The organism is Streptosporangium jomthongense, from assembly GCF_042650425.1.
Lineage (GTDB): Bacteria > Actinomycetota > Actinomycetes > Streptosporangiales > Streptosporangiaceae > Streptosporangium.
Map to the genome: position 1 here is coordinate 318,263 of NZ_JBHSBC010000032.1, position 17,380 is coordinate 335,642.

13 protein-coding genes and 1 tRNA gene are annotated in these 17,380 nt (G+C 70.2%); 7 read left to right on the top strand and 7 right to left on the bottom strand.

Annotated features, from left to right (window positions below; translation table 11 throughout):
• Nucleotides 1-4: 4 nt before the first annotated feature.
• Nucleotides 5-1,168 carry a MalY/PatB family protein gene (locus ACFOYY_RS27030; RefSeq protein WP_386193183.1) on the top strand — a complete coding sequence of 388 codons (1,164 nt, stop codon included), beginning with the start codon at nucleotides 5-7 and terminating at the stop codon, nucleotides 1,166-1,168.
• A 229-nt stretch (nucleotides 1,169-1,397) separates the two neighbouring features.
• Entirely contained in the window at nucleotides 1,398-5,870 is a 4,473-nt protein-coding gene (locus ACFOYY_RS27035) for a non-ribosomal peptide synthetase (protein WP_386193186.1), read from the top strand.
• A gap of 73 nt (nucleotides 5,871-5,943) precedes the next feature.
• Here the strand turns inward: ACFOYY_RS27035 and ACFOYY_RS27040 are convergent, their stop codons facing one another.
• The 4 genes from ACFOYY_RS27040 to ACFOYY_RS27055 all read right to left on the bottom strand — a co-directional run bounded on the left by ACFOYY_RS27040 (nucleotide 5,944) and on the right by ACFOYY_RS27055 (nucleotide 7,890).
• Nucleotides 5,944-6,108, bottom strand: coding sequence for a hypothetical protein (locus ACFOYY_RS27040; protein ID WP_362777238.1), 165 nt, complete (start codon nucleotides 6,106-6,108; stop codon nucleotides 5,944-5,946).
• A 178-nt stretch (nucleotides 6,109-6,286) separates the two neighbouring features.
• The gene (locus tag ACFOYY_RS27045; protein ID WP_362777240.1) at nucleotides 6,287-7,075 is read right to left on the bottom strand and encodes an HAD-IIA family hydrolase; all 789 of its coding nucleotides are present in this window, start codon (nucleotides 7,073-7,075) and stop codon (nucleotides 6,287-6,289) included.
• Between the two features lie 205 nt (nucleotides 7,076-7,280).
• A tRNA-Arg gene (locus ACFOYY_RS27050) sits at nucleotides 7,281-7,355 on the bottom strand.
• Between the two features lie 157 nt (nucleotides 7,356-7,512).
• Nucleotides 7,513-7,890 carry a C40 family peptidase gene (locus tag ACFOYY_RS27055; protein ID WP_352009761.1) on the bottom strand — a complete coding sequence of 126 codons (378 nt, stop codon included), beginning with the start codon at nucleotides 7,888-7,890 and terminating at the stop codon, nucleotides 7,513-7,515.
• 1,077 nt (nucleotides 7,891-8,967) lie between these two features.
• Between ACFOYY_RS27055 and ACFOYY_RS27060 the strand changes: the two genes are divergently transcribed.
• Together ACFOYY_RS27060 and ACFOYY_RS27065 are read left to right on the top strand one after the other, a co-directional pair.
• Nucleotides 8,968-9,336, top strand: a complete 369-nt coding sequence (locus tag ACFOYY_RS27060) for a response regulator transcription factor (RefSeq protein ID WP_184713476.1) — start codon at nucleotides 8,968-8,970, stop codon at nucleotides 9,334-9,336.
• Between the two features lie 396 nt (nucleotides 9,337-9,732).
• Nucleotides 9,733-9,984, top strand: a complete 252-nt coding sequence (locus ACFOYY_RS27065) for a hypothetical protein (RefSeq protein WP_386193190.1) — start codon at nucleotides 9,733-9,735, stop codon at nucleotides 9,982-9,984.
• 182 nt (nucleotides 9,985-10,166) lie between these two features.
• Here the strand turns inward: ACFOYY_RS27065 and ACFOYY_RS27070 are convergent, their stop codons facing one another.
• Nucleotides 10,167-12,953, bottom strand: a complete 2,787-nt coding sequence (locus ACFOYY_RS27070; RefSeq protein WP_386193193.1) for a helix-turn-helix transcriptional regulator — start codon at nucleotides 12,951-12,953, stop codon at nucleotides 10,167-10,169.
• Between the two features lie 76 nt (nucleotides 12,954-13,029).
• Between ACFOYY_RS27070 and ACFOYY_RS27075 the strand changes: the two genes are divergently transcribed.
• Complete coding sequence (locus ACFOYY_RS27075; RefSeq protein ID WP_362909983.1) at nucleotides 13,030-13,650, top strand: LysE family translocator; 621 nt, start codon at nucleotides 13,030-13,032, stop codon at nucleotides 13,648-13,650.
• A gap of 201 nt (nucleotides 13,651-13,851) precedes the next feature.
• On the opposite strand, the gene ACFOYY_RS27080 is transcribed toward ACFOYY_RS27075, so the two are convergent.
• Nucleotides 13,852-14,613, bottom strand: coding sequence for an alpha/beta fold hydrolase (locus ACFOYY_RS27080; RefSeq protein WP_386193196.1), 762 nt, complete (start codon nucleotides 14,611-14,613; stop codon nucleotides 13,852-13,854).
• A gap of 74 nt (nucleotides 14,614-14,687) precedes the next feature.
• Between ACFOYY_RS27080 and ACFOYY_RS27085 the strand changes: the two genes are divergently transcribed.
• Nucleotides 14,688-15,236, top strand: coding sequence for a TetR/AcrR family transcriptional regulator (locus tag ACFOYY_RS27085; RefSeq protein ID WP_352009766.1), 549 nt, complete (start codon nucleotides 14,688-14,690; stop codon nucleotides 15,234-15,236).
• Here the strand turns inward: ACFOYY_RS27085 and ACFOYY_RS27090 are convergent.
• The gene (locus tag ACFOYY_RS27090; RefSeq protein ID WP_386193200.1) at nucleotides 15,233-15,946 is read right to left on the bottom strand and encodes a TetR/AcrR family transcriptional regulator C-terminal domain-containing protein; all 714 of its coding nucleotides are present in this window, start codon (nucleotides 15,944-15,946) and stop codon (nucleotides 15,233-15,235) included. The two genes, ACFOYY_RS27085 and ACFOYY_RS27090, sit on opposite strands and share 4 nt — an antisense overlap.
• Nucleotides 15,947-16,010: 64 nt before the next feature.
• Between ACFOYY_RS27090 and ACFOYY_RS27095 the strand changes: the two genes are divergently transcribed.
• The gene (locus ACFOYY_RS27095; protein ID WP_386193202.1) at nucleotides 16,011-17,378 is read left to right on the top strand and encodes a DHA2 family efflux MFS transporter permease subunit; all 1,368 of its coding nucleotides are present in this window, start codon (nucleotides 16,011-16,013) and stop codon (nucleotides 17,376-17,378) included.
• Nucleotides 17,379-17,380: the final 2 nt, after the last annotated feature.

Here is a 17,380-nt window from a genome sequence, read left to right on the forward strand (position 1 = left end):
ATCGATGACCCTGGACGCCCTCGACCTCGCCACTCTCTCCCTGCGTGACGGGGAGAAATGGGCGTCCGCCCCGGCCGGGGTGCTGCCCGCGTGGGTCGCGGACATGGACTTCCCCATCTCGCCCGCCGTACGGCGCGCCCTGGTCGAGCGGATCGACACCGACCTCGGCTACCCCGCGTGGTACGACGAGTCGCGCGGCGGGCCGCTGGGAGAGGCGTTCGCCGGGCGCATGCTCGGCCGGTTCGGTTTCGCCGCCGACCCCGCGCACGTCAGACTGTTCACCGACATCAACCAGGCGATGCAGGTCGCGCTGCACTTCGGCACCTCACCCGGTGACCCGGTCGCGCTGCACTCCCCGGTCTGTCCCCCGTTCACCGAGATGCTGACCAAGCTGGGCCGCCCGCCGAGGCCCGTGCCGATCCGCTGGCGCGCCGGTGACTGGGACCTCGACCTCGACCGGGTCTCCGAGGAGGTCGGCGGCCGTCACGGGACCCCGTGCCGCGCGCTGTTCCTGGTGAACCCGCACAACCCGACCGGACGTGTCTTCCGGCGCGACGAGCTTGAGGCCCTGGCCGCGCTCGCCGCCGAACACGACCTGCTGGTGATCTCCGACGAGGCCCACGCCGAGCTGGCCTACGACGGATACCGGCACATCCCGTTCGCCGCGGTCTCCGAGGAGGCCGCGGCGCGCACGGTGACGATCACCTCGGGCAGCAAGGCCTTCAACCTGGCCGGGGTCCGCTGCGCCGTCGCGCACATCGGCGCCAAGGAGGTCCGCGACGCCGTGGACGCGCACCGCGGCATCCTGTTCGGCCAGGTGAGCGCCCTCGGGGTGGACGCGCTCAGGGCCGCGTGGACCGAAGGGGACCCCTGGCTGAAGACCGTGCGGGACCTGCTGGCGCGCAACCGGCTGCGGGTCGCGGAACGGCTGCCCGAGGGAGTGGTCTACCGGCTTCCCGAGGCCACCTACCTCGCCTGGCTCGACTGCCGCGCCCTGGGCCTCGGTGACGACCCGTCGGCGTTCTTTCTCGAACGGGCCAGGGTCATGCTCTTCAGGGGTCCGGACTTCGGCCCGGAGGGCAGGGGGTTCGCCCGGCTGAACTTCGCCACCTCACCCGCGGTACTCGACGAGATGCTCGACCGGATGCGCGCCGCCGTACCCGGCTGACCGACCTGAGACGAGAAGGGCACCGATGCACGACACCCCCGGTACGGCGCGGCCCCACGACCTCGGCGCTCCGCGTGACTCCCGTGGCCCACAGGACTCTCACGGCTCTCACGAACTCGACGAGCCTCGTGACGCCCATGGCTTCCATGATTCGCATGTTCTCCACGGCCCGCGTGGCTCGCGCGGTCCTTGTGGTCCCCGTGGTCCCCGTGGTCCCCGGGAGGAGATCATGTGCGGGCTGTTCGCCGAGGTGCTGGGGGTGACGGACGTCGGTCCCGAGGACAACTTCTTCAGCCTGGGCGGGCAGTCGCTGCTGGCCACCCGGCTGGTCAAACGGGTCCGTACGGCGCTCGGCGCCTCGGTCGGTGTGCGCGCCCTCTTCCAGGCACCGACACCGAGAGGGCTGCTCGGCCGTCTCGGCGGACGGGAACGGCCCGCCGTCACGGCGGTCTCCCCCCGTCCCATGACGGTGCCCGCCTCACCGGGGCAGCGGCGTCTGTGGTTCCTCGACCGGCTCGCGGGACCGAGCCCCACCTACAACATGCCGGTCGCCACCGTGGTCCACGGCACGCTCGACCCGGCGACGCTGGCCGCCGCGCTGCGGGACGTCGCGCTCAGGCACGAGAGCCTGCGGACGGTCTTCGCCGAGGAGGGGGGCGAGCCCGTCCAGCGGATCCTGCCCGAGCCCAGGACCGAGGTGGTGCTCACCGAGTGCCCGCCCGCCGAACGCGCGGCGGCGGTGGCCAGGGCGTGTGCCCACGTGTTCGACCTCACGACGGACTCGCCGTTGTACGCCGAGGTGATCAGGTCGAAGCCCGGCGAGTGCGTGCTCGTGCTGGTGCTGCACCACATCGCGGGCGACGGCTGGTCGATCGACCGGCTGGGGGCCGACCTGTCACACGCGTACGCGGCGCGGCTGACCGGGCAGGCACCCGGCTGGGAACCGCTACCGGTGCAGTACGCCGACTACGCCCTCTGGCAGCACGAAGCGCTCGCCAGGCAAGGCCCGAGTCGCAGGGTGGAGGGCGAGGCCGCCTCCCTCGTGGAGCAGGCCCCACGGCACCTGGCGGAGGGCGGAGTGCATGACCGAGCCGTCTCCCACCGGACGGAAGGCGGCTCGCACCACTGGGTGGAGAGGCTGCACGGCCTGCCGGAGGAGCTGACGCTGCCCACCGACCGGCCCCGCCCTCCCCGGGCCGACCACCGGTGCGGACGCGTGCTCGTCCCGATCGACGCCGAACTCGTCCGAGGACTGCACGAACTCGCCCGGCGTCGTCACGCCACGGTCTTCATGGTGGTTCACGCCGCGCTGGCGGGTCTGCTGACCCGTCTCGGCGCGGGCACCGACATCCCGCTGGGCACGGTCGTCGCCGGACGCGGCGACGAGGCGCTCGACGACCTGATCGGATTCTTCGTCAACACCCTGGTGCTCCGCGTCGGCACCTCGGGCGACCCGGCGTTCACCGAACTGCTCGACCGGGTCAGGGAGGCGGACCTGGCCGCCTACGCCGACCAGGACGTCCCGTTCGACCACGTCGTCGAGGCCCTCAACCCGAACCGCTCCCCCGCCCGTCACCCGCTGTTCCAGGTGGCGCTGTCCTGGGCCGACAGCGGCGTCCTCACCCTCGACCTGCCGGGAGCGCGCTGCCTGCCGGGCACCGCGGTCGCCCAGGGGGCCAAGTTCGACCTGGACTTCGCCTTCGAACGGCGGGGCCGGGACGTCGAGCTCACGACCACCTACGCGAGTGCCCTGTTCGACGAGCCGACGGTCGCCACGATGGCCGAACGGTTCGTCCGTGTCCTGCGTCAGATCGTCGCGGAGCCCGAGACCCGGCTGAGCGCCCTGGAGGTGCTGTCCTCCCGGGAACGCGAACTGATCCTGACCGGCTGGAACGACACCGCCGCGCCCCGCCGCACCGCCTCGGTCGTCGAGGTGTTCGGCGAACGCGCCACCGCGACCCCCGACGCGCCAGCCGTCGTCGCCGGCCGTACCCAGCTCACCTATGACGAACTGGACGAACGCGCGGGACGCCTGGCCGCGGCGCTGGTCACGGCCGGGGTCGGCACCGGCACGACGGTGCCGGTGCTGATGGAGCGTTCCGCAGGACTGGTCGTCGCACTACTGGCCGTACTGCGGACCGGGGCGGCCTACCTGCCGGTCCACACCGCCTATCCGGTGGCCAGGATGCGGGCCGTCGTCGAGGAGAGCGGCAGCCCGGTGCTGCTGACCGACCAGGTGTACGGCGCGCACGAACTCACCACGGGCTTGCGGACACTGACGGTGCACCCGGACGGCGGCCTCTCTCCTTTCCCCGCGAGCCTCTCGGAGAGCGGCCTTGACGAGGCACGGCCTGAGGACCTCGCCTACGTCATGTACACCTCCGGCTCGACCGGTGAACCGAAGGGCATCGGCGTGACCCATCAGGGCGTCGTGGACCTCGCCCTCGACCCGATGTGGGAGGTCGGCCCGCAGGACCGGGTGCTGTTCCACGCCCCGCACGCCTTCGACGCCTCCACCTACGAGATCTGGGTGCCGCTGCTCACCGGGGGCACCGTGGTCGTCGCGCCGCCCGGCGACCTCGACGCCCCGGTGCTCGAACGGCTGATCCGTGAGCACGGTGTGTCCCACGTGCACCTCACCGCAGGACTGTTCCGGGTCGTCGCCGAGGATCTCGCCGACTGTCTCACCGGTGTCCGCGAGGTTCTCACCGGCGGAGACGTCGTCTCTCCACAGGCCGTGGCCTCGGTGCTCGACGCCTGCCCCGAGACGACCGTGCGGACGCTGTACGGCCCCACCGAGATCACCCTGTGCGCCACCTGGTCGCGCTGGCGGGCCGGGGACGGGCCGGGGACGACCGTCCCCATCGGACGTCCGATGGCCAACACCCGCGCCTACGTGCTGGACGACGCCCTGCGCCCGGTGCCGCCCCACGTGCCGGGTGAGCTGTACCTCGCCGGGGCCGGGCTGGCCCGCGGATACGTCGGGCGTCCCGGCCTGACCTCGGCGCGGTTCGTCGCCTGCCCGTTCGGCGCGGCCGGAGAACGGATGTACCGCACCGGCGACGTCGTCCGCTGGGACGAGCAGGGGCGTCTGTTCTTCCTCGGACGTGCCGACGACCAGGTGAAGATCCGTGGCTTCCGCGTCGAACCCGGCGAGGTCGAGGCCGCGCTGGCGAGCGTCCCCGGCGTCAGACAGGCCGTGGTGGTCGTCAGGGAGGACGCCCCCGGCGAGAAACACCTGGTCGGCTACGTCGTGACCTCCCCCTCCGGCACGCCCCCGGGCCACGAACCGCAGGAGACCGCACCGGACGGCGTGCCGGCCGGGCCCCTGTCCGGGCAACGCAGCCCGACGGACACCACCCTGATCGACGCCGGCCTGGCCCCGGAACAACCGGGCACCGCACCCGAAGGCCAACCGCCCCGGCCGAACGCGGCCACGACCGGCACCGGAGGCCTGGGCGTGGCGGACGCCGAGTGGTGTCGTGAGCACGTGGCCGGGTTGCTGCCGGAATACATGGTGCCGTCCGCGGTGGTCGCGCTTGAGGCGTTCCCGGTGACCGCGAACGGGAAGCTGGACCGGCACGCCCTCCCGGCTCCCGTACGGCGGGCGTCGTCGGGCGGTTCCGCGGGCAACCCTCGTGAGGCGGCCCTGCGTGAGCTGTTCGCCGAGGTGCTCGGGGTGCCCGAGGTCGGCGTGCGCGACAACTTCTTCGACCTGGGCGGACACTCCCTGCTCGCCGTCCGCCTCGTCAGCCGCGTCCGTTCCGTACTCGGCGCCGAGGTCGGCGTCTCCGCGCTGTTCGCCGACCCGACCGTCACGGGACTCGCGGAACGCCTCGGCGAGGAGAGCGGTGCCGTACCCGCCGTCCTGTCCTACCGCCCCCGTGGTGAGCTGTGCCCGATCTTCCTGATCCCCGCGGCGAACGGACTCGGGTGGTGCTATTCGGCGCTGCCCAGGCACATCCCCCGGGGGCATCCGGTGCACGCCCTTCAGGACCCCCGCCTCGCCGTCGGACCGGTGCGCCCGATGTCGGTGCCCGAGCTGGCGGCCGTCTACGCCGAGCGGATGCGCGAGATCCGGCCTGCCGGGCCGTACGTCCTGGCGGGCTGGTCCTTCGGGGGTACGGTCGCCCAGCAGATCGCCGTCGACCTGACCGCCACGGGTGAGCAGGTCGCGCTGCTCGTCCTGCTGGACGCCTATCCCGGTGACGTCAGAGGACGCGCGTCCCGCCGCGGATTCGGGGCGAGAACCCCGGACCAGGCCTTTGAGGGTTCTCACAAGGAGTCCCCCGCGGAGGCCTCTGATGAGGCCCCTGCCGAGGTCGTTGAAGAGACCCTTGAGGAGGAGGTCGTCCGTACCGCCCTGGACGGTGTCGCCGCACCCAGGGGCTCGCGACGGGAGGCACTGCGACAGGCGGGAAGCCCACTCGCCGCCCTGGACGAGGCCACAGTCGACGACCTGGTGTCGATCACCGGGGAGAACACCCACGCGATGGCCGCACACTCCCCCGTGCCCTTCACCGGCCCCACCCTCTGCTTCGACGCCTCCCTCCAGGACATCCACGCCTCGGACACCTGGCGCCCCTTCCTGCCCGCCCTGACCGTCCACACCGTGACCTGCGACCACACCTCCATCGTCAAGCCCGAAGCCCTGTCCGAGATCTCCCCCATCCTGGCGAAACACCTGCTCGCCTCCGGGTGAGAGCCCGTCGCGCCCCGCTCGTCGAACGTGCTCGTGACCACTCCGGCCGGAGCGGACGGTCCAGGCGTACGGATCACGCGTTCGACGCGCCGCCGATCTCGCCGACCATGTGGGCCGTCTCGAACCTCGGGTCCGGGACGGCTCTCCCCACGGCGGTCTCCTCGTCGGACCGACGAAAGCGCTGGGCGTCCAGCGCGCTACGCGTCTCCGCCTGTCCAGGGGCTCCCACGCTGGTCATGTACCGTCCTCCTCCACCTCAGGGCCCCCACACCCGTCGTATACGAGCGCGCTGCGCATTCCTCGCACCCAAGGTCTCCGGTCAGCGGCCTGGCGGCGGGAACACAACCGCCGTGTGCCCTCCCGGTCCATGAGTCACTGGGCCGTGGCGTCCCAGGCCATCCGGTAGACGGTCATGGTCATCCCTCGCGGAACTCCCTGAGGAGTCCGGGAAGCCCGGTGACCGAATCGATCGTGTGGTCGGCTCCCCCGGCAAGGCCGTCCGCCCGCTGGTCGGCGTACTTGCCCGTGCGCACCTGGACGGTCCTCGCACCTGCGGCGTTCCCTCCGGCGACGTCGGTGGTCGCGTCGTCTCCGACGACCAGACACTCGGTGACCTCGACGCCGAGCGTCGCGGCGGCGAGGGCGAAGAAGTCGGTGGACGGCTTACCGAGCACACGGGCCTGGACACCCGCCGCGTACTCCAGCCCCGCCACGACCGCCCCGGTGTCCAGATGGTCGCCGTCCGCCCGCTTGAAATAGCGTCCGCGTTGCAGCGCCAGTAGCGCCGCGCCGGAGCGCAGAGCACGGAAGGCCCCGTCCAGCAGGGGGTAGCTCAACGTGTCCCGGCAGTCGCCCACCAGTACGTGGGTGAAGGGGGGCTCGTCGACGAGGCAGGGGAAGGACTCCCGCAGGGCCTGCGAGACCACCGCGTACACCCGGGCGTTTGGAGTGGCCGCCACCAGGGACTCGGCGGCCACCACCGGGGTGAACAACTCCTCCTGGCCGATCGGGAGACCGTAACCGGCCAGCCGGGCGAGAGTCCGCCCAGCGGGCTCGGAGTCGGTGTTGGTCAGGAACCGGAGCGCGAGCCCCTGTTCCCGTAGCTCGGTCAGGGCGGCGACGGCACCGGGAATCATCTCCCCGTTGGCGTAAAGCGTCCCTTCCAGGTCGAACAGGACGGCGCGCACCGGATACTGCGATCTCATCTCATCTCCATGGGGAGTTCGGGTCGCGCGGCCACCGCGTCCTTGAGGAAGGCCCTCCGGGAGGGGTGACCCCGTACTCACCTCGTGAGGTCTGGGTCCACAACTGGTGGGCGTCAATGAGAACGGGCGAGGCTCCGTAAGACTGGAGACCCGCCCGTTCCTGTGCTGTTTCCCCTTTTCAGCGAACAGATCGCCGATGAGGAGTTGGTGCCCCCTGCAAGATTCGAACTTGCGCTCCCGGCTCCGGAGGCCGGTGCTCTATCCCCTGAGCTAAGGGGGCCAACGAGTGAATAGGCTACCAGCATCCTGGAGGGAACCGACACTCGAAACCCGAAGCGGGTGATCTAGAGGGCAGACAGGCGGGAAGCCCTGGGTGGGCGGCTTGGGACCGGGGTGGAGATCGGACAGGCCGGGGAGAAGATCGCTCTGGGGTGAGGTCAGCCTGCGGGGCGAACGGCGCCCCGGTAACGGGCACGGTAGTAGGGCGAGGTGGCGAAGCTCGTTGTCTTGACGACGTCACCACGTCGTGGGGCGTGAATCATGCGGCCACCACCGACATAGAGCCCCACATGGGCGGGATCTCCGCTGCCTCCCCCGAAGAAGACCAGGTCTCCGGGGCGAAGGCGGGAGAACGGCACCCTCCTGCCCTGCCTGAACTGACTGCCGGTGTAGTGGGTGAGCCGGACCCCCGCCCTCGCCCAGGCGTGCAAGGTGAGCCCCGAGCAGTCGAAGCCGCCGCGGGTCGGCCCTGTGCTCGAACCACCTCCCCAGACATAGGGCCTGCCGATCTGGCGTAAGGCCGCGGTCACGGCCATCCGGCCAGGGGACAACGCGACAGCCGTCCTCGCCGGGGATAAACGGCTCGACCATCGCAAGGCGATCCTGCCGGCCGCCTCGCTACGACCTGTGGTCGTCCCGGATCCGCGCGGTTCAGGACCGCTTGGCTCCGGGCTCGCCATCTCGACGATCTCACCGTCTCCCCTGGCCATGTCGTTCTCGTCGGCATGGTGACCTGTCCTGTCGCCGACCTGACCGCCCTTTACTGCGGCGTCGCTCGTCTCGTCGACGCCAGCGAGCCCGTCCGAAGCCCTCAGGGAAGGTGGAGCAGGCGGGGAGCCGACCGGACTCCAGGCGTGAGGTCCGGGATCCGTGGACGGAGGATTCGCTTTCACGGGGGTCATGGGGTGAGCGGCCTGCCCGCGGATGGACGTATCGGACCCGGCCGGCCCTGCGGAAGCCTCCTGCGGGGTGTCGCGGCTCGTAGCGGGCTCCGGTGTCAAGGCGGCCGCCCCTGGTGAAGGCACGGCTCCGGCCGTCTCCGCATGGCAGGCGTCCTGTTCGCCCCCGGACAGGCCCTCAAGGAGGCCTGGCGGACCGCCCATGATGAGCCACCTCGTCCAGCTGTCGGCGGCCTCACGACAGGGTCGGGTCACGGATATCCGGGGGGTGACCACGAGTGCCGCCACAAGAACGGTGACGGTGACAAGGGTCGTGATCATGTGTGGCCTCCTGGGGTCGGTGAACGGTCGAGGCCCAGGATCGAAGGAACGGCGGGGTCGCCAAGCGACCGAACGCGGTTCTGTGGATAACTCAAGTTATCCACAGAACCGCGTTCGGTAACCGCTTCCGCGCGCCTCCGGGCTGAAGATGTTCTCCGACGCCCCGAACGACCACCTGAGGGAGAACCCCGATGATCGACGCCATCCGTGGAACGCACGACGGTGACAGCCATCCTGGAGGTGGGAAACCTGACGAAAAACGTCTTCCTGGCCGGTCTCCGCCTGCGGGAACCTGTCGCCCATGAACAGCTCTGTGTACACATCCATCGAAAACCGCGCGGGACACCTCTTCGAGGAGTTAGCCTCACGGCCGTGGGCGAGCCTCTGGGAAAAGTGTTGGTGGTGGATGACGACGAGGTCATCCGACAGCTCATCGCGGTCAATCTCACCTTGGAGGGGTTCCAGGTCGAGACGGCCTCCGATGGGCAGGACTGCCTCGATCGGGTGCTGGACGTGCGGCCCGATGTCATCACGCTCGACGTCATGATGCCCAGGCTCGACGGCTGGATGACGGCGACAAGGCTGCGCGGCGACGAGGAGACGAGCCACATCAAGGTGGTGCTGATCACCGCACGGGCACAGGAGGACGACAAGCGGCGTGGGCTGGGGATCGGTGTCGACGCCTATCTCACCAAGCCGTTCGACCCGTCCGAGCTCATTCAGGTCGTCCGCGACCTGGCCCTGGCCGCCCACAACGGCTGAACCCGCTCCCCGAACGGCACAAGCCTGCCTGTCGTGGCCGTCCCAGCCGGGCGGCACGACCGATAACGGCCGCCCAGCACGCCGAGCAAGATCACATACCTCCGGACTCCGGACAGACGCCCGCCCGGGAACGCCCCAAGAACCCGCCGTTCACTCAGAAGCCTCGGCCTCCCGAACGAAGATCATCTTCGGCGTCGAACTCGAAAACCTCGATGCCGCTCCTTTGAAACCTCCGCGTTCCGGAACCTCGGCGCCGAATCCAAGTAAGCGAACACCTCAGGAAAAGACTCGAAGACGCCACGGGCTCTCTTGACCCACTCCATCCATGGCGTATTCTCCGGGCGGAACGCCTCCCGGATGAGAACGTTCCCTTTCAATGAAATGAAGAAGTCGCACATGAGCTCCGGGAATCACCGCGATATCCGGTTCTGGCGTGCTCTTCTTGTCACCGCGATCGCCGTTCCCACAGGACCGCTGACGACGATTCCCGCCGCACACGCGGACGGCGGCCACACCGGCTCCGACGGGACCCGACACGAGATCTCCCCGGCGCTGGGCTGGAGCATCCTGGCCGGCGACCGCACAGGCCAGGGAGACGGCGGATCAGCCCAGGTCACGATCACCTCCGGCCCCTACGCCGGGACCTAATCCCGCCACGTGGTGAAACGGCCCGCCTACCCTGCTGAGTGCGAGTCGCCACTGAGTCCTGCGCCGTGTCTACAACAAGACAGGTTCACAACAAAGGCGGGCCCACCTATCGAAGCCCATCAAAACCCTCGAATCCCTGTTCCCGCCGGGTGATATCACTAAAGGAAAACCAAGGACAGATCTCAGAGAAGGCCCCGCTTACGCGCGAGAGCGGCGGCATGCGTTCGAGAGGAGACACCGAGTTTGCCAAGAATGTTGGAGACGTGCACACTCACGGTCTTCTGGGCGATGAACAGCCGTTCGCCGATCTCGCGGTTGGGCAGGCCCTCGGCGACCAGGGCCAGCACCTCCTGTTCGCGGCTGGTGAGCAGGCTCTGCTGGGCGGTGACGAACCTGGCGCGTTGTCCCAGTTCGGCCAGAGCCTTGGCCAGAGGTTTGGCACCCAGGGAGTCGGCGGTCTCGACAGCGAGTCGCCACTCCTCAAGCGCGGCGGCGCGATCTCCTGAGGCAAGCAACGCCTCGGCCAGCCGCCACCGCGCGCGTGCGGTCTCGTAGACAAAGGCGGGGTCGAAGATCTCGACGACCCGACGCCAGGCCTGGACGTCGAAACGGCCGTTCGCGCGGTGCCACTCGGCCTCGGCGCGTGCCATCCATCCGTGTCCCTCGGTGCCCATCCCTGCCCTGACCGCACCACGGGCGCGGGCGAGCAGTTCGTCGGCCCCTTCGGTGCGGCCAAGGTCGGCCAGTGCCCACAGCGCGACGGCGCTGATACGGATCACCCCGAGGTCAGCGGGGTAGATCGTGTCCAGTACAGCGGTGGCATGCTCCAGGGCGAGTTCGGGGTCGCCCTGCCAGAGGGCGTGCTCGGCGGCCAGGCCGCGTGACATGTAAGCGACAAGGGGGTCGGACCAGAACGGCCTGAGCCAGGCGAGACGCTGCTCAACCTGAGGCGCCCCTGAGGCGACCTCCACGAACAACGCGAAGGAGGACAACACGGCTTCGGCGACCCTGCCGACCCTGGCGCCGAACCCGGCGGCCATCTCCGCGGCGCGGGTCCACTCTCCTGACGAGTAGTGGACGAGCAGCCACAGGAACCGCAGGTCGGTGCCGTAGGTGCTCCACGACAGTCCGGTGCGTTCGGCCAGCCGTACACCACGCTCGGCTGTCTCGGCCGCACTCGCCATGAATCCGCGCTCGTATCGCGTCCGGGCGTGGTGGAACAGGGCGCGCAGGTCCATGGCCAGGTCGCCGGAGTCTCGCAGGACGACGGAGTCGAGCAGCTTCTCGGCTTCTTCGACGTCCCCCTCGTATTCGGCGCAGAGGGCGAGAACGAGGATCGCTCCCTTCTCGGCGTCGCTCGTCCCGGTGGCCCTGGCCACCCCGAGCGCGCGTTCGGCCAGCACCTTGACCTCGGCCGGCCGTGGTGGCCAGGCGAGTGTGCGGGAGAGCGTGGCCAGTGCCCTGGCCAGGTCAGGGCTGTCCGGAGGTGCCGCATCGACGGCCGCCCTGGCGGCGGCGACCGCGCCCTCGACGTCGTCGGAGTCGTAGAGGTAGTAGGCGAGCCGCTCGTAGATCTCCGCCGAGGGGGTGAGAGAACGCAACTGGGCTATGGCCCGGTGGTTGTCGCCCATGTCGGCCGCGACGGCGGCGGTGCGCAGTGTGAGCCGTACGCGATCGGTCCCGGCGCGCTGTTCGGCGTCCGGGACGCGGTCCCACAGGCTGAGCGCCTGCTCGAAGTGGCGGTGGGCCTCCGCGGGGGCGCCCAGACGTTCGGCCCTGCGTCCCGCCTCCACCGACGCGGACAGGCCTTCGGCGAGGTCGTGGCCCGCGAGGTAGTGGTAGGCGAGTTCGGCCGCCGCTCCCTGACGGGCCGTGAGCAGGCGGGCGAACTCGGAGTGCAGTCTGATCCGCTCACCGGGCAGCAGGTCGGTGTAGACGGCCTCCTGGAGCAGGGCGTGCCGGAAGGCGTAGCCGTACTCGCCGTCGGGGCGGAGCAGCCCACGCGAGACGATCTCCCGCATGGCCTCGTCGAAGGCCAGGTCAGGCAGGCCGGAGGCCTCCTGGAGGAGGTCGTGGTCGACCCGCCTTCCCGCGACGGCGGCGCCGCGCAGCACCCGCTGGGCCTCGTCGGAGAGCACTTCGGCCCTGGACAGCAACAGGCCCGCGAGGTCGTCGGTCATCGAGGAGCCCTCGGTCACGGCTTCGAGCAGCTCGGCGCCGTAGAACGGGTTGCCCTCGGCTCGTTCGGCGACCTCGTCCATGACCCGGGCGTCGGTGCCGCCGAGGGCCGCGAGATAGTCGGCCATCTCGGCCTGGTCGAGCGGGGTCAGTTCGACGGAGGTCACCGAGGGCAGGAGTCTGAGCTCGGCGAGGACCCGGCGCAGTGGGTGGCGTCGATGCAGGTCGTCGGTCCGGTAGGTGCCGACCAGCAGCACACGTTCGGTCTGCAGCATCCGGCTGAGGAAGACCAGCAGGTCACGGGTCGAACGGTCGGCCCAGTGCAGGTCTTCGAGCACCAGCAGCATGGGCCGTACGGCCAGGAAGCCGAGCATCGACCCGAACAGCCGCTGCTGGGTGAGGCCGGAGGCGCTCTCGGTGCCCGGGTCGGTGCCTCCCGGCAGCAGCCTCCCCAGGACGGGACGGGCGTCGATCTCCGTACGCAGCTCGGCTGGGGCCCCGCGCAGGGCGTCGGCCAGCGGGAGGTACGGCAGCGCGTCACCCAGTTCGGCGCACTGACCGACCAGTACGGCGAAGCCGTCCCGTCTGGCCTGCTCGGCGAGCTCCGTGACGAGACGTGTCTTGCCGATGCCCGCGTCACCGCCGACCAGGGCGACACCCGCGAGGCCCTCGGAGGCCGCGCGGAGCAGCGCGGCGAGCCTGCCCAGCTCGGACGACCGTCCGATCAGGACTCCGCTCGAAGCGGTGCCCGAAGTGGCGCCCAGAACACCGTTCGAAGCTCTCTGTCCCACCTGGTGAGTATGCCACCGTGCGTCGACAAAGTTGATGGCCCGTTCCATAGGACCGAAACGCTCTTATGGTTGGGGCATGGTCTCGATGTCCACGTTCCTGGTCTTCGTGGTCGCATCCTCGGCGCTCGTCCTGATTCCGGGGCCGAACCACCTGTACATCGCCGCCCGGAGCATCGCCCAGGGCAGGTCCGGCGGGATCGCGAGCGTGTTCGGCGTCGGGACGGGCACGCTGGTGCACATCGCCGCCGCGGCCGCGGGACTGTCCTATGTGATCGCCAGGTCCGCAACGCTCTTCAACGTGATCAAGTGGGCCGGGGTGGCCTACCTGGCCTATCTCGGGCTCAGGGCGTTGGTCCGCAGGCACGAGGAGGCCTCCTACGAGGCCCGGCCCCAGCCGCTTCGCGCGATCTTCCTGGAGGGCATGGTGGTCAACCTGCTCAATCCCAAGGTGATCCTGTTCTTCCTGGCCTTCCTTCCACAGTTCGTGCACCCCGAGGCGGGGTCGGTCCCGTTGCAGGTCGTGGTCCTGGGTGTCACCCTCCTGCTTCTCGGCATGGTCTCGGACATGGTCTACGCGCTGGGGGCGGGAATGCTCGGCTCCAGGCTGCGTGGCCGTTCGAACACGGTCGGGCGCCTCAGCGGAGTGGTCTACCTGGGCCTGGGGGTCGCGACGGCGCTCGCCGGACGCTCGGTCTGAGAGATCAGGCTCTGCCTGAGAGACCGGACGTCCATCTGAAACCGAACCCTCAACCGGGAAACCAAACACACAGCCTGAGAGGCCGGACGTCCATCTGAGAAACCGAACACGCGACCAGAGAAACCAGGCCCTCGACCCGGGAAACCCGACACACGGCCAGACGCCCGATCAGGAAGCGGACGCACGGCCTGAGGGATCGGCTCAGCCCGGGAAACCATCCGGGCCGGAGGCACAACCCGGCTCGGACCAGCCGCCCGGACCCACCGGGGAGCACGGCTCGACCTGGGAGCACAGGTCGTCGACGAGGCGGGCCAGGGAGCCTGGAGCCGCCAGTACACCCAGGTGGCCACGCCCGGGGATCAGGATGAGCCTGCCGTTCCGGCAGGCACGCAGGAAGTCGCGCTCGTCGGCCCTGAACGGATCGCGGGAGCCGTTCACCAGCCACACACGACCGGGGTATGCGGCCAGTGCGGTGAGCTGATCGTGCGCGGCGACGGCCTCGACCACCTGGGGCAGCACCTCGCACGACAGTCCCCCGGCGATCATCGCGGCGGCTGAGGGGGCGGGCAGGAGGCGGCGGAAGCCGTACTCGCTGATCCGGTTGGCCCGGGCGGGGTTCCTCGCGGCGAGCCTGGCGGCGAACCGGTAGACCCCGAGCATCGACCGGCTGCGGGACGTGCAGCCCATGGCCACCAGGCCCGCGACCTTGTCGGGGAAGCGCTCGGCGGTCGCCATGCCGACGTAGCCGCCCAGGGACAGGCCCGCCACGACGGCTCTGCCGCCGAGTGCGTCGATCGCGGCGGACACCGCGGAGACCGCGTCGTCCATGGAGAACGGCTCTCCCGCGCGGGTGCCGTGGCCCGGCAGGTCGACGGCCTTCGCGGGGCGGTCGAGGTGGTCGATGACGGGGTCCCACATGGTCGCGCTGACCCGGATGCCGTGCAGGAAGACGATTGGCCGCATGGGAGATCTCCAGACATGTCGGACGAACAACCCCATTGAAACACAACGCACCGTTGCGTTGCTATGGTTGGCGCATGGCACCGCGCAAGGAGCAGCAGATCTTCCAGGCGACGCTCGAACTGCTCACCGTGAGGGGATACGAGGGACTGACCATCGAGGGGGTGGCCGAGCGGTCCGGAGTCAACAAGACCACCATCTACCGCTGGTGGCCCTCCAAGGCGGCCCTGCTCGCCGCCGCGCTGACCCAGGCCGACCTGCTCCTGTTCGACCCTCCGGACACCGGCACCCTCAGGGGAGACCTGGAGGAGCTGGTGCGAGGGATGGCCACACTCCTGACCACCTCCCCCAGTTCGGACGTGGCGGTGGCGACGCTGGGCGCGGCCGTGAACCATCCCGAGCTGGCCACGGCGGTCCGGCGGTTCTTCACCGACCGGTTCGCCAGGGAGGAGGCGGTCTTCGACCGTGCCCGGCGGCGCGGCGAGCTTCCGGAGACGGCCGATCCGCTGCTGATCGTGGATCTGCTCGGGGGCGCGGTGTGGATTCGGACGATCTTCCGTGGCCTCCCTCTCGACGACGACTTCGCCACCCAGGCGGTGTCCGTCGTCCTTGACGGAGTGCGCTAGAGGCCGAGGTCCCCGGCGATGCCGTCCAGCATCCAGCGCAGGCCTTGCTCGAAGTCCTCGTCCGCCGCGGCGGGGCCGGAGGCGATCTCGTTCACCAGTGGCGCGAGATTGGGGAACTCGCCGCTTTCGAGAAGCTCACGTAGGTATGGCCGCATGAGGGCCTCGCGCTCCTGCGGTGTCCAGGTGTATCCGCTGCGCCCCTCCCCCCGCAGCGTCTCCCTGATCACGAACCCCAGCGCGTAGTCGTCGACCGCGGCGATGATCCGCCACTTCTGCTCGGGCGGGATCGGCAGTCCGGAGAGCGCGGCCAGTGACTGCTCCCCGTGCCGCAGGCCGTTCGGGCCGACCTGGGGACGGCTGGCGACAAGATCGACCAGCCAGGGATGGCGCCGGATCGTCTCCCGCGTGCGCCGTACGACGGCTGAGATCGCCTCGCGCCAGTCGTCGGGCAGTTCCCCCTCGACCAGGATCTCCGCGTTCGTCTCGTCGGCCATGAGGTCGAGCAGGTCCTCCTTGCGCTCGATATGGGTGTAGAGGCTCATCGCCCGCGCCCCGAGCTCGGTGGCGATCCTGCGGATGGAGACGGCGTCGAGCCCTTCGGCGTCGGCGACCTCGATCGCGGTCCTCACGATCGCCTCGCGGGTCAGTTTCGGACGGCGCCCGGCCGTCTCACGTGCCCAGACCGGCCCCTGCGCCTGTTCGGTTCCCATCCGAAGAGTGTACGGCGTAGCGCAGGAGCGATACAGTGTACGTAAAACCGATACACTGTACGGAATGGTGATCTGGATGACCGTCACCCAAGCCCGATCCGACCCCGCGCTGCGCGCCGTCTCCATCACCGTGGTGCTCGGCACGATCATGACCATGCTGGACGCGACCATCGTCAACGTCGCGATCGACGTTCTCGGCCGTGACCTGCGTGTCCCGCTCAGCACCGTCCAGTGGACGGTCACCGGCTATGTGCTCGCCCTGTCCATGACGATCCCGGTGACCGGATGGGCCATCGGGCGCTTCGGCGCCAAGACGACCTGGATCGCCTCGCTCGCGATCTTCGGAGCCGGATCGGTCCTGTGCGGGGCCGCCTGGTCCGTGGGCGCCCTGATCGCCTTCCGCGTGCTCCAGGGGATCGGCGGCGGGCTGCTCATGCCGATCGCGCAGACCCTGCTCGCCCGCGCCGCGGGCCCCGAACGGCTGGGCCGGGTGATGGCCGTGATCTCGGTCCCGTCGATGCTCGCGCCGGTACTCGGGCCGCTGCTCGGCGGGGTGCTCGTCGACCACCTGAGCTGGCGGTGGATGTTCTACGTCAACGTCCCGGTGTGCGTGGTCGCGTTGCTGCTGGCCGTACGGCTGCTGCCCGGTGACCGGGAGCGCGACGCCGGGCGGCTGGACCTGCTCGGTCTGGTGCTGCTGTCCCCCGGGCTGGCCGCGCTGGTCTACGGACTGTCACAGTTCGGTGAGGCGGGGGGCGGTACGCGGGCGGTCCTGGGACTCGGCCTCGGCGCCGCGCTCGTCGCGGTCTTCGTCACGCACTCGCTGCGCCGGGGCACCGGCGCCCTGATCGACGTGGGTCTCTTCCGCGACAGAGGGCTGACCACCTCCGCGGCGTCCCTGTTCTTCTACTCCGTCGGGGTCTTCGGTGTGCTGCTGCTGGTGCCGCTGTACTCGCAGAGCGTCCCGGGAACGGGCGTGCTGGACGCGGGCCTCCTGATCGCCCCGATGGGCGTGGGCGCGATCGTCACCATGCCGCTGGCCGGACGGCTCACCGACCGGCTCGGCGCCCGGCTGCCCGGGGTGGCGGGCATCGTGACCGTGCTCGCCGGGACCCTCGCCTGCGCCGTGATCGGCCCGTCGGCCGCCGCGCTCTTCGTGATCGGCCTCGGGCACGGTCTCGTCACCCCGTCGATCATGGCCTCGGCCTACCGCACCCTGCCCAGGGCGGCCGTTCCGGGTGCCGCGACCGCCTCGCAGATCGTGATCAGGGTGGGCAGCGCGCTCGGCGCCGCCGTGACCGCGGTCGTCCTGCAGGCACTGACCCGTTCGTACGGCACCGCCGCCTTCGCCGGTGGCTTCACCTGGACTCTGGTGATCATCGCCGTGGCCCTGGTGCCCGCCCTGGTGATCCCCCGCCACCGACCGGCGTGACA

Bases quoted from the DNA above. Each gene is read 5' to 3' on its own strand.
- ACFOYY_RS27035 (WP_386193186.1), top strand. From the start codon at position 1,398: ATGTGCGGGCTGTTCGCCGAGGTGCTGGGGGTGACGGACGTCGGTCCC.
- ACFOYY_RS27080 (WP_386193196.1), bottom strand. From the start codon at position 14,613: ATGCGGCCAATCGTCTTCCTGCACGGCATCCGGGTCAGCGCGACCATG.
- ACFOYY_RS27065 (WP_386193190.1), top strand. From the start codon at position 9,733: ATGAGCTCCGGGAATCACCGCGATATCCGGTTCTGGCGTGCTCTTCTT.
- ACFOYY_RS27075 (WP_362909983.1), top strand. From the start codon at position 13,030: ATGGTCTCGATGTCCACGTTCCTGGTCTTCGTGGTCGCATCCTCGGCG.
- ACFOYY_RS27045 (WP_362777240.1), bottom strand. From the start codon at position 7,075: ATGAGATCGCAGTATCCGGTGCGCGCCGTCCTGTTCGACCTGGAAGGG.
- ACFOYY_RS27030 (WP_386193183.1), top strand. From the start codon at position 5: ATGACCCTGGACGCCCTCGACCTCGCCACTCTCTCCCTGCGTGACGGG.
- ACFOYY_RS27090 (WP_386193200.1), bottom strand. From the start codon at position 15,946: ATGGGAACCGAACAGGCGCAGGGGCCGGTCTGGGCACGTGAGACGGCC.
- ACFOYY_RS27085 (WP_352009766.1), top strand. From the start codon at position 14,688: ATGGCACCGCGCAAGGAGCAGCAGATCTTCCAGGCGACGCTCGAACTG.
- ACFOYY_RS27040 (WP_362777238.1), bottom strand. From the start codon at position 6,108: ATGACCAGCGTGGGAGCCCCTGGACAGGCGGAGACGCGTAGCGCGCTG.
- ACFOYY_RS27095 (WP_386193202.1), top strand. From the start codon at position 16,011: ATGGTGATCTGGATGACCGTCACCCAAGCCCGATCCGACCCCGCGCTG.
- ACFOYY_RS27055 (WP_352009761.1), bottom strand. From the start codon at position 7,890: ATGGCCGTGACCGCGGCCTTACGCCAGATCGGCAGGCCCTATGTCTGG.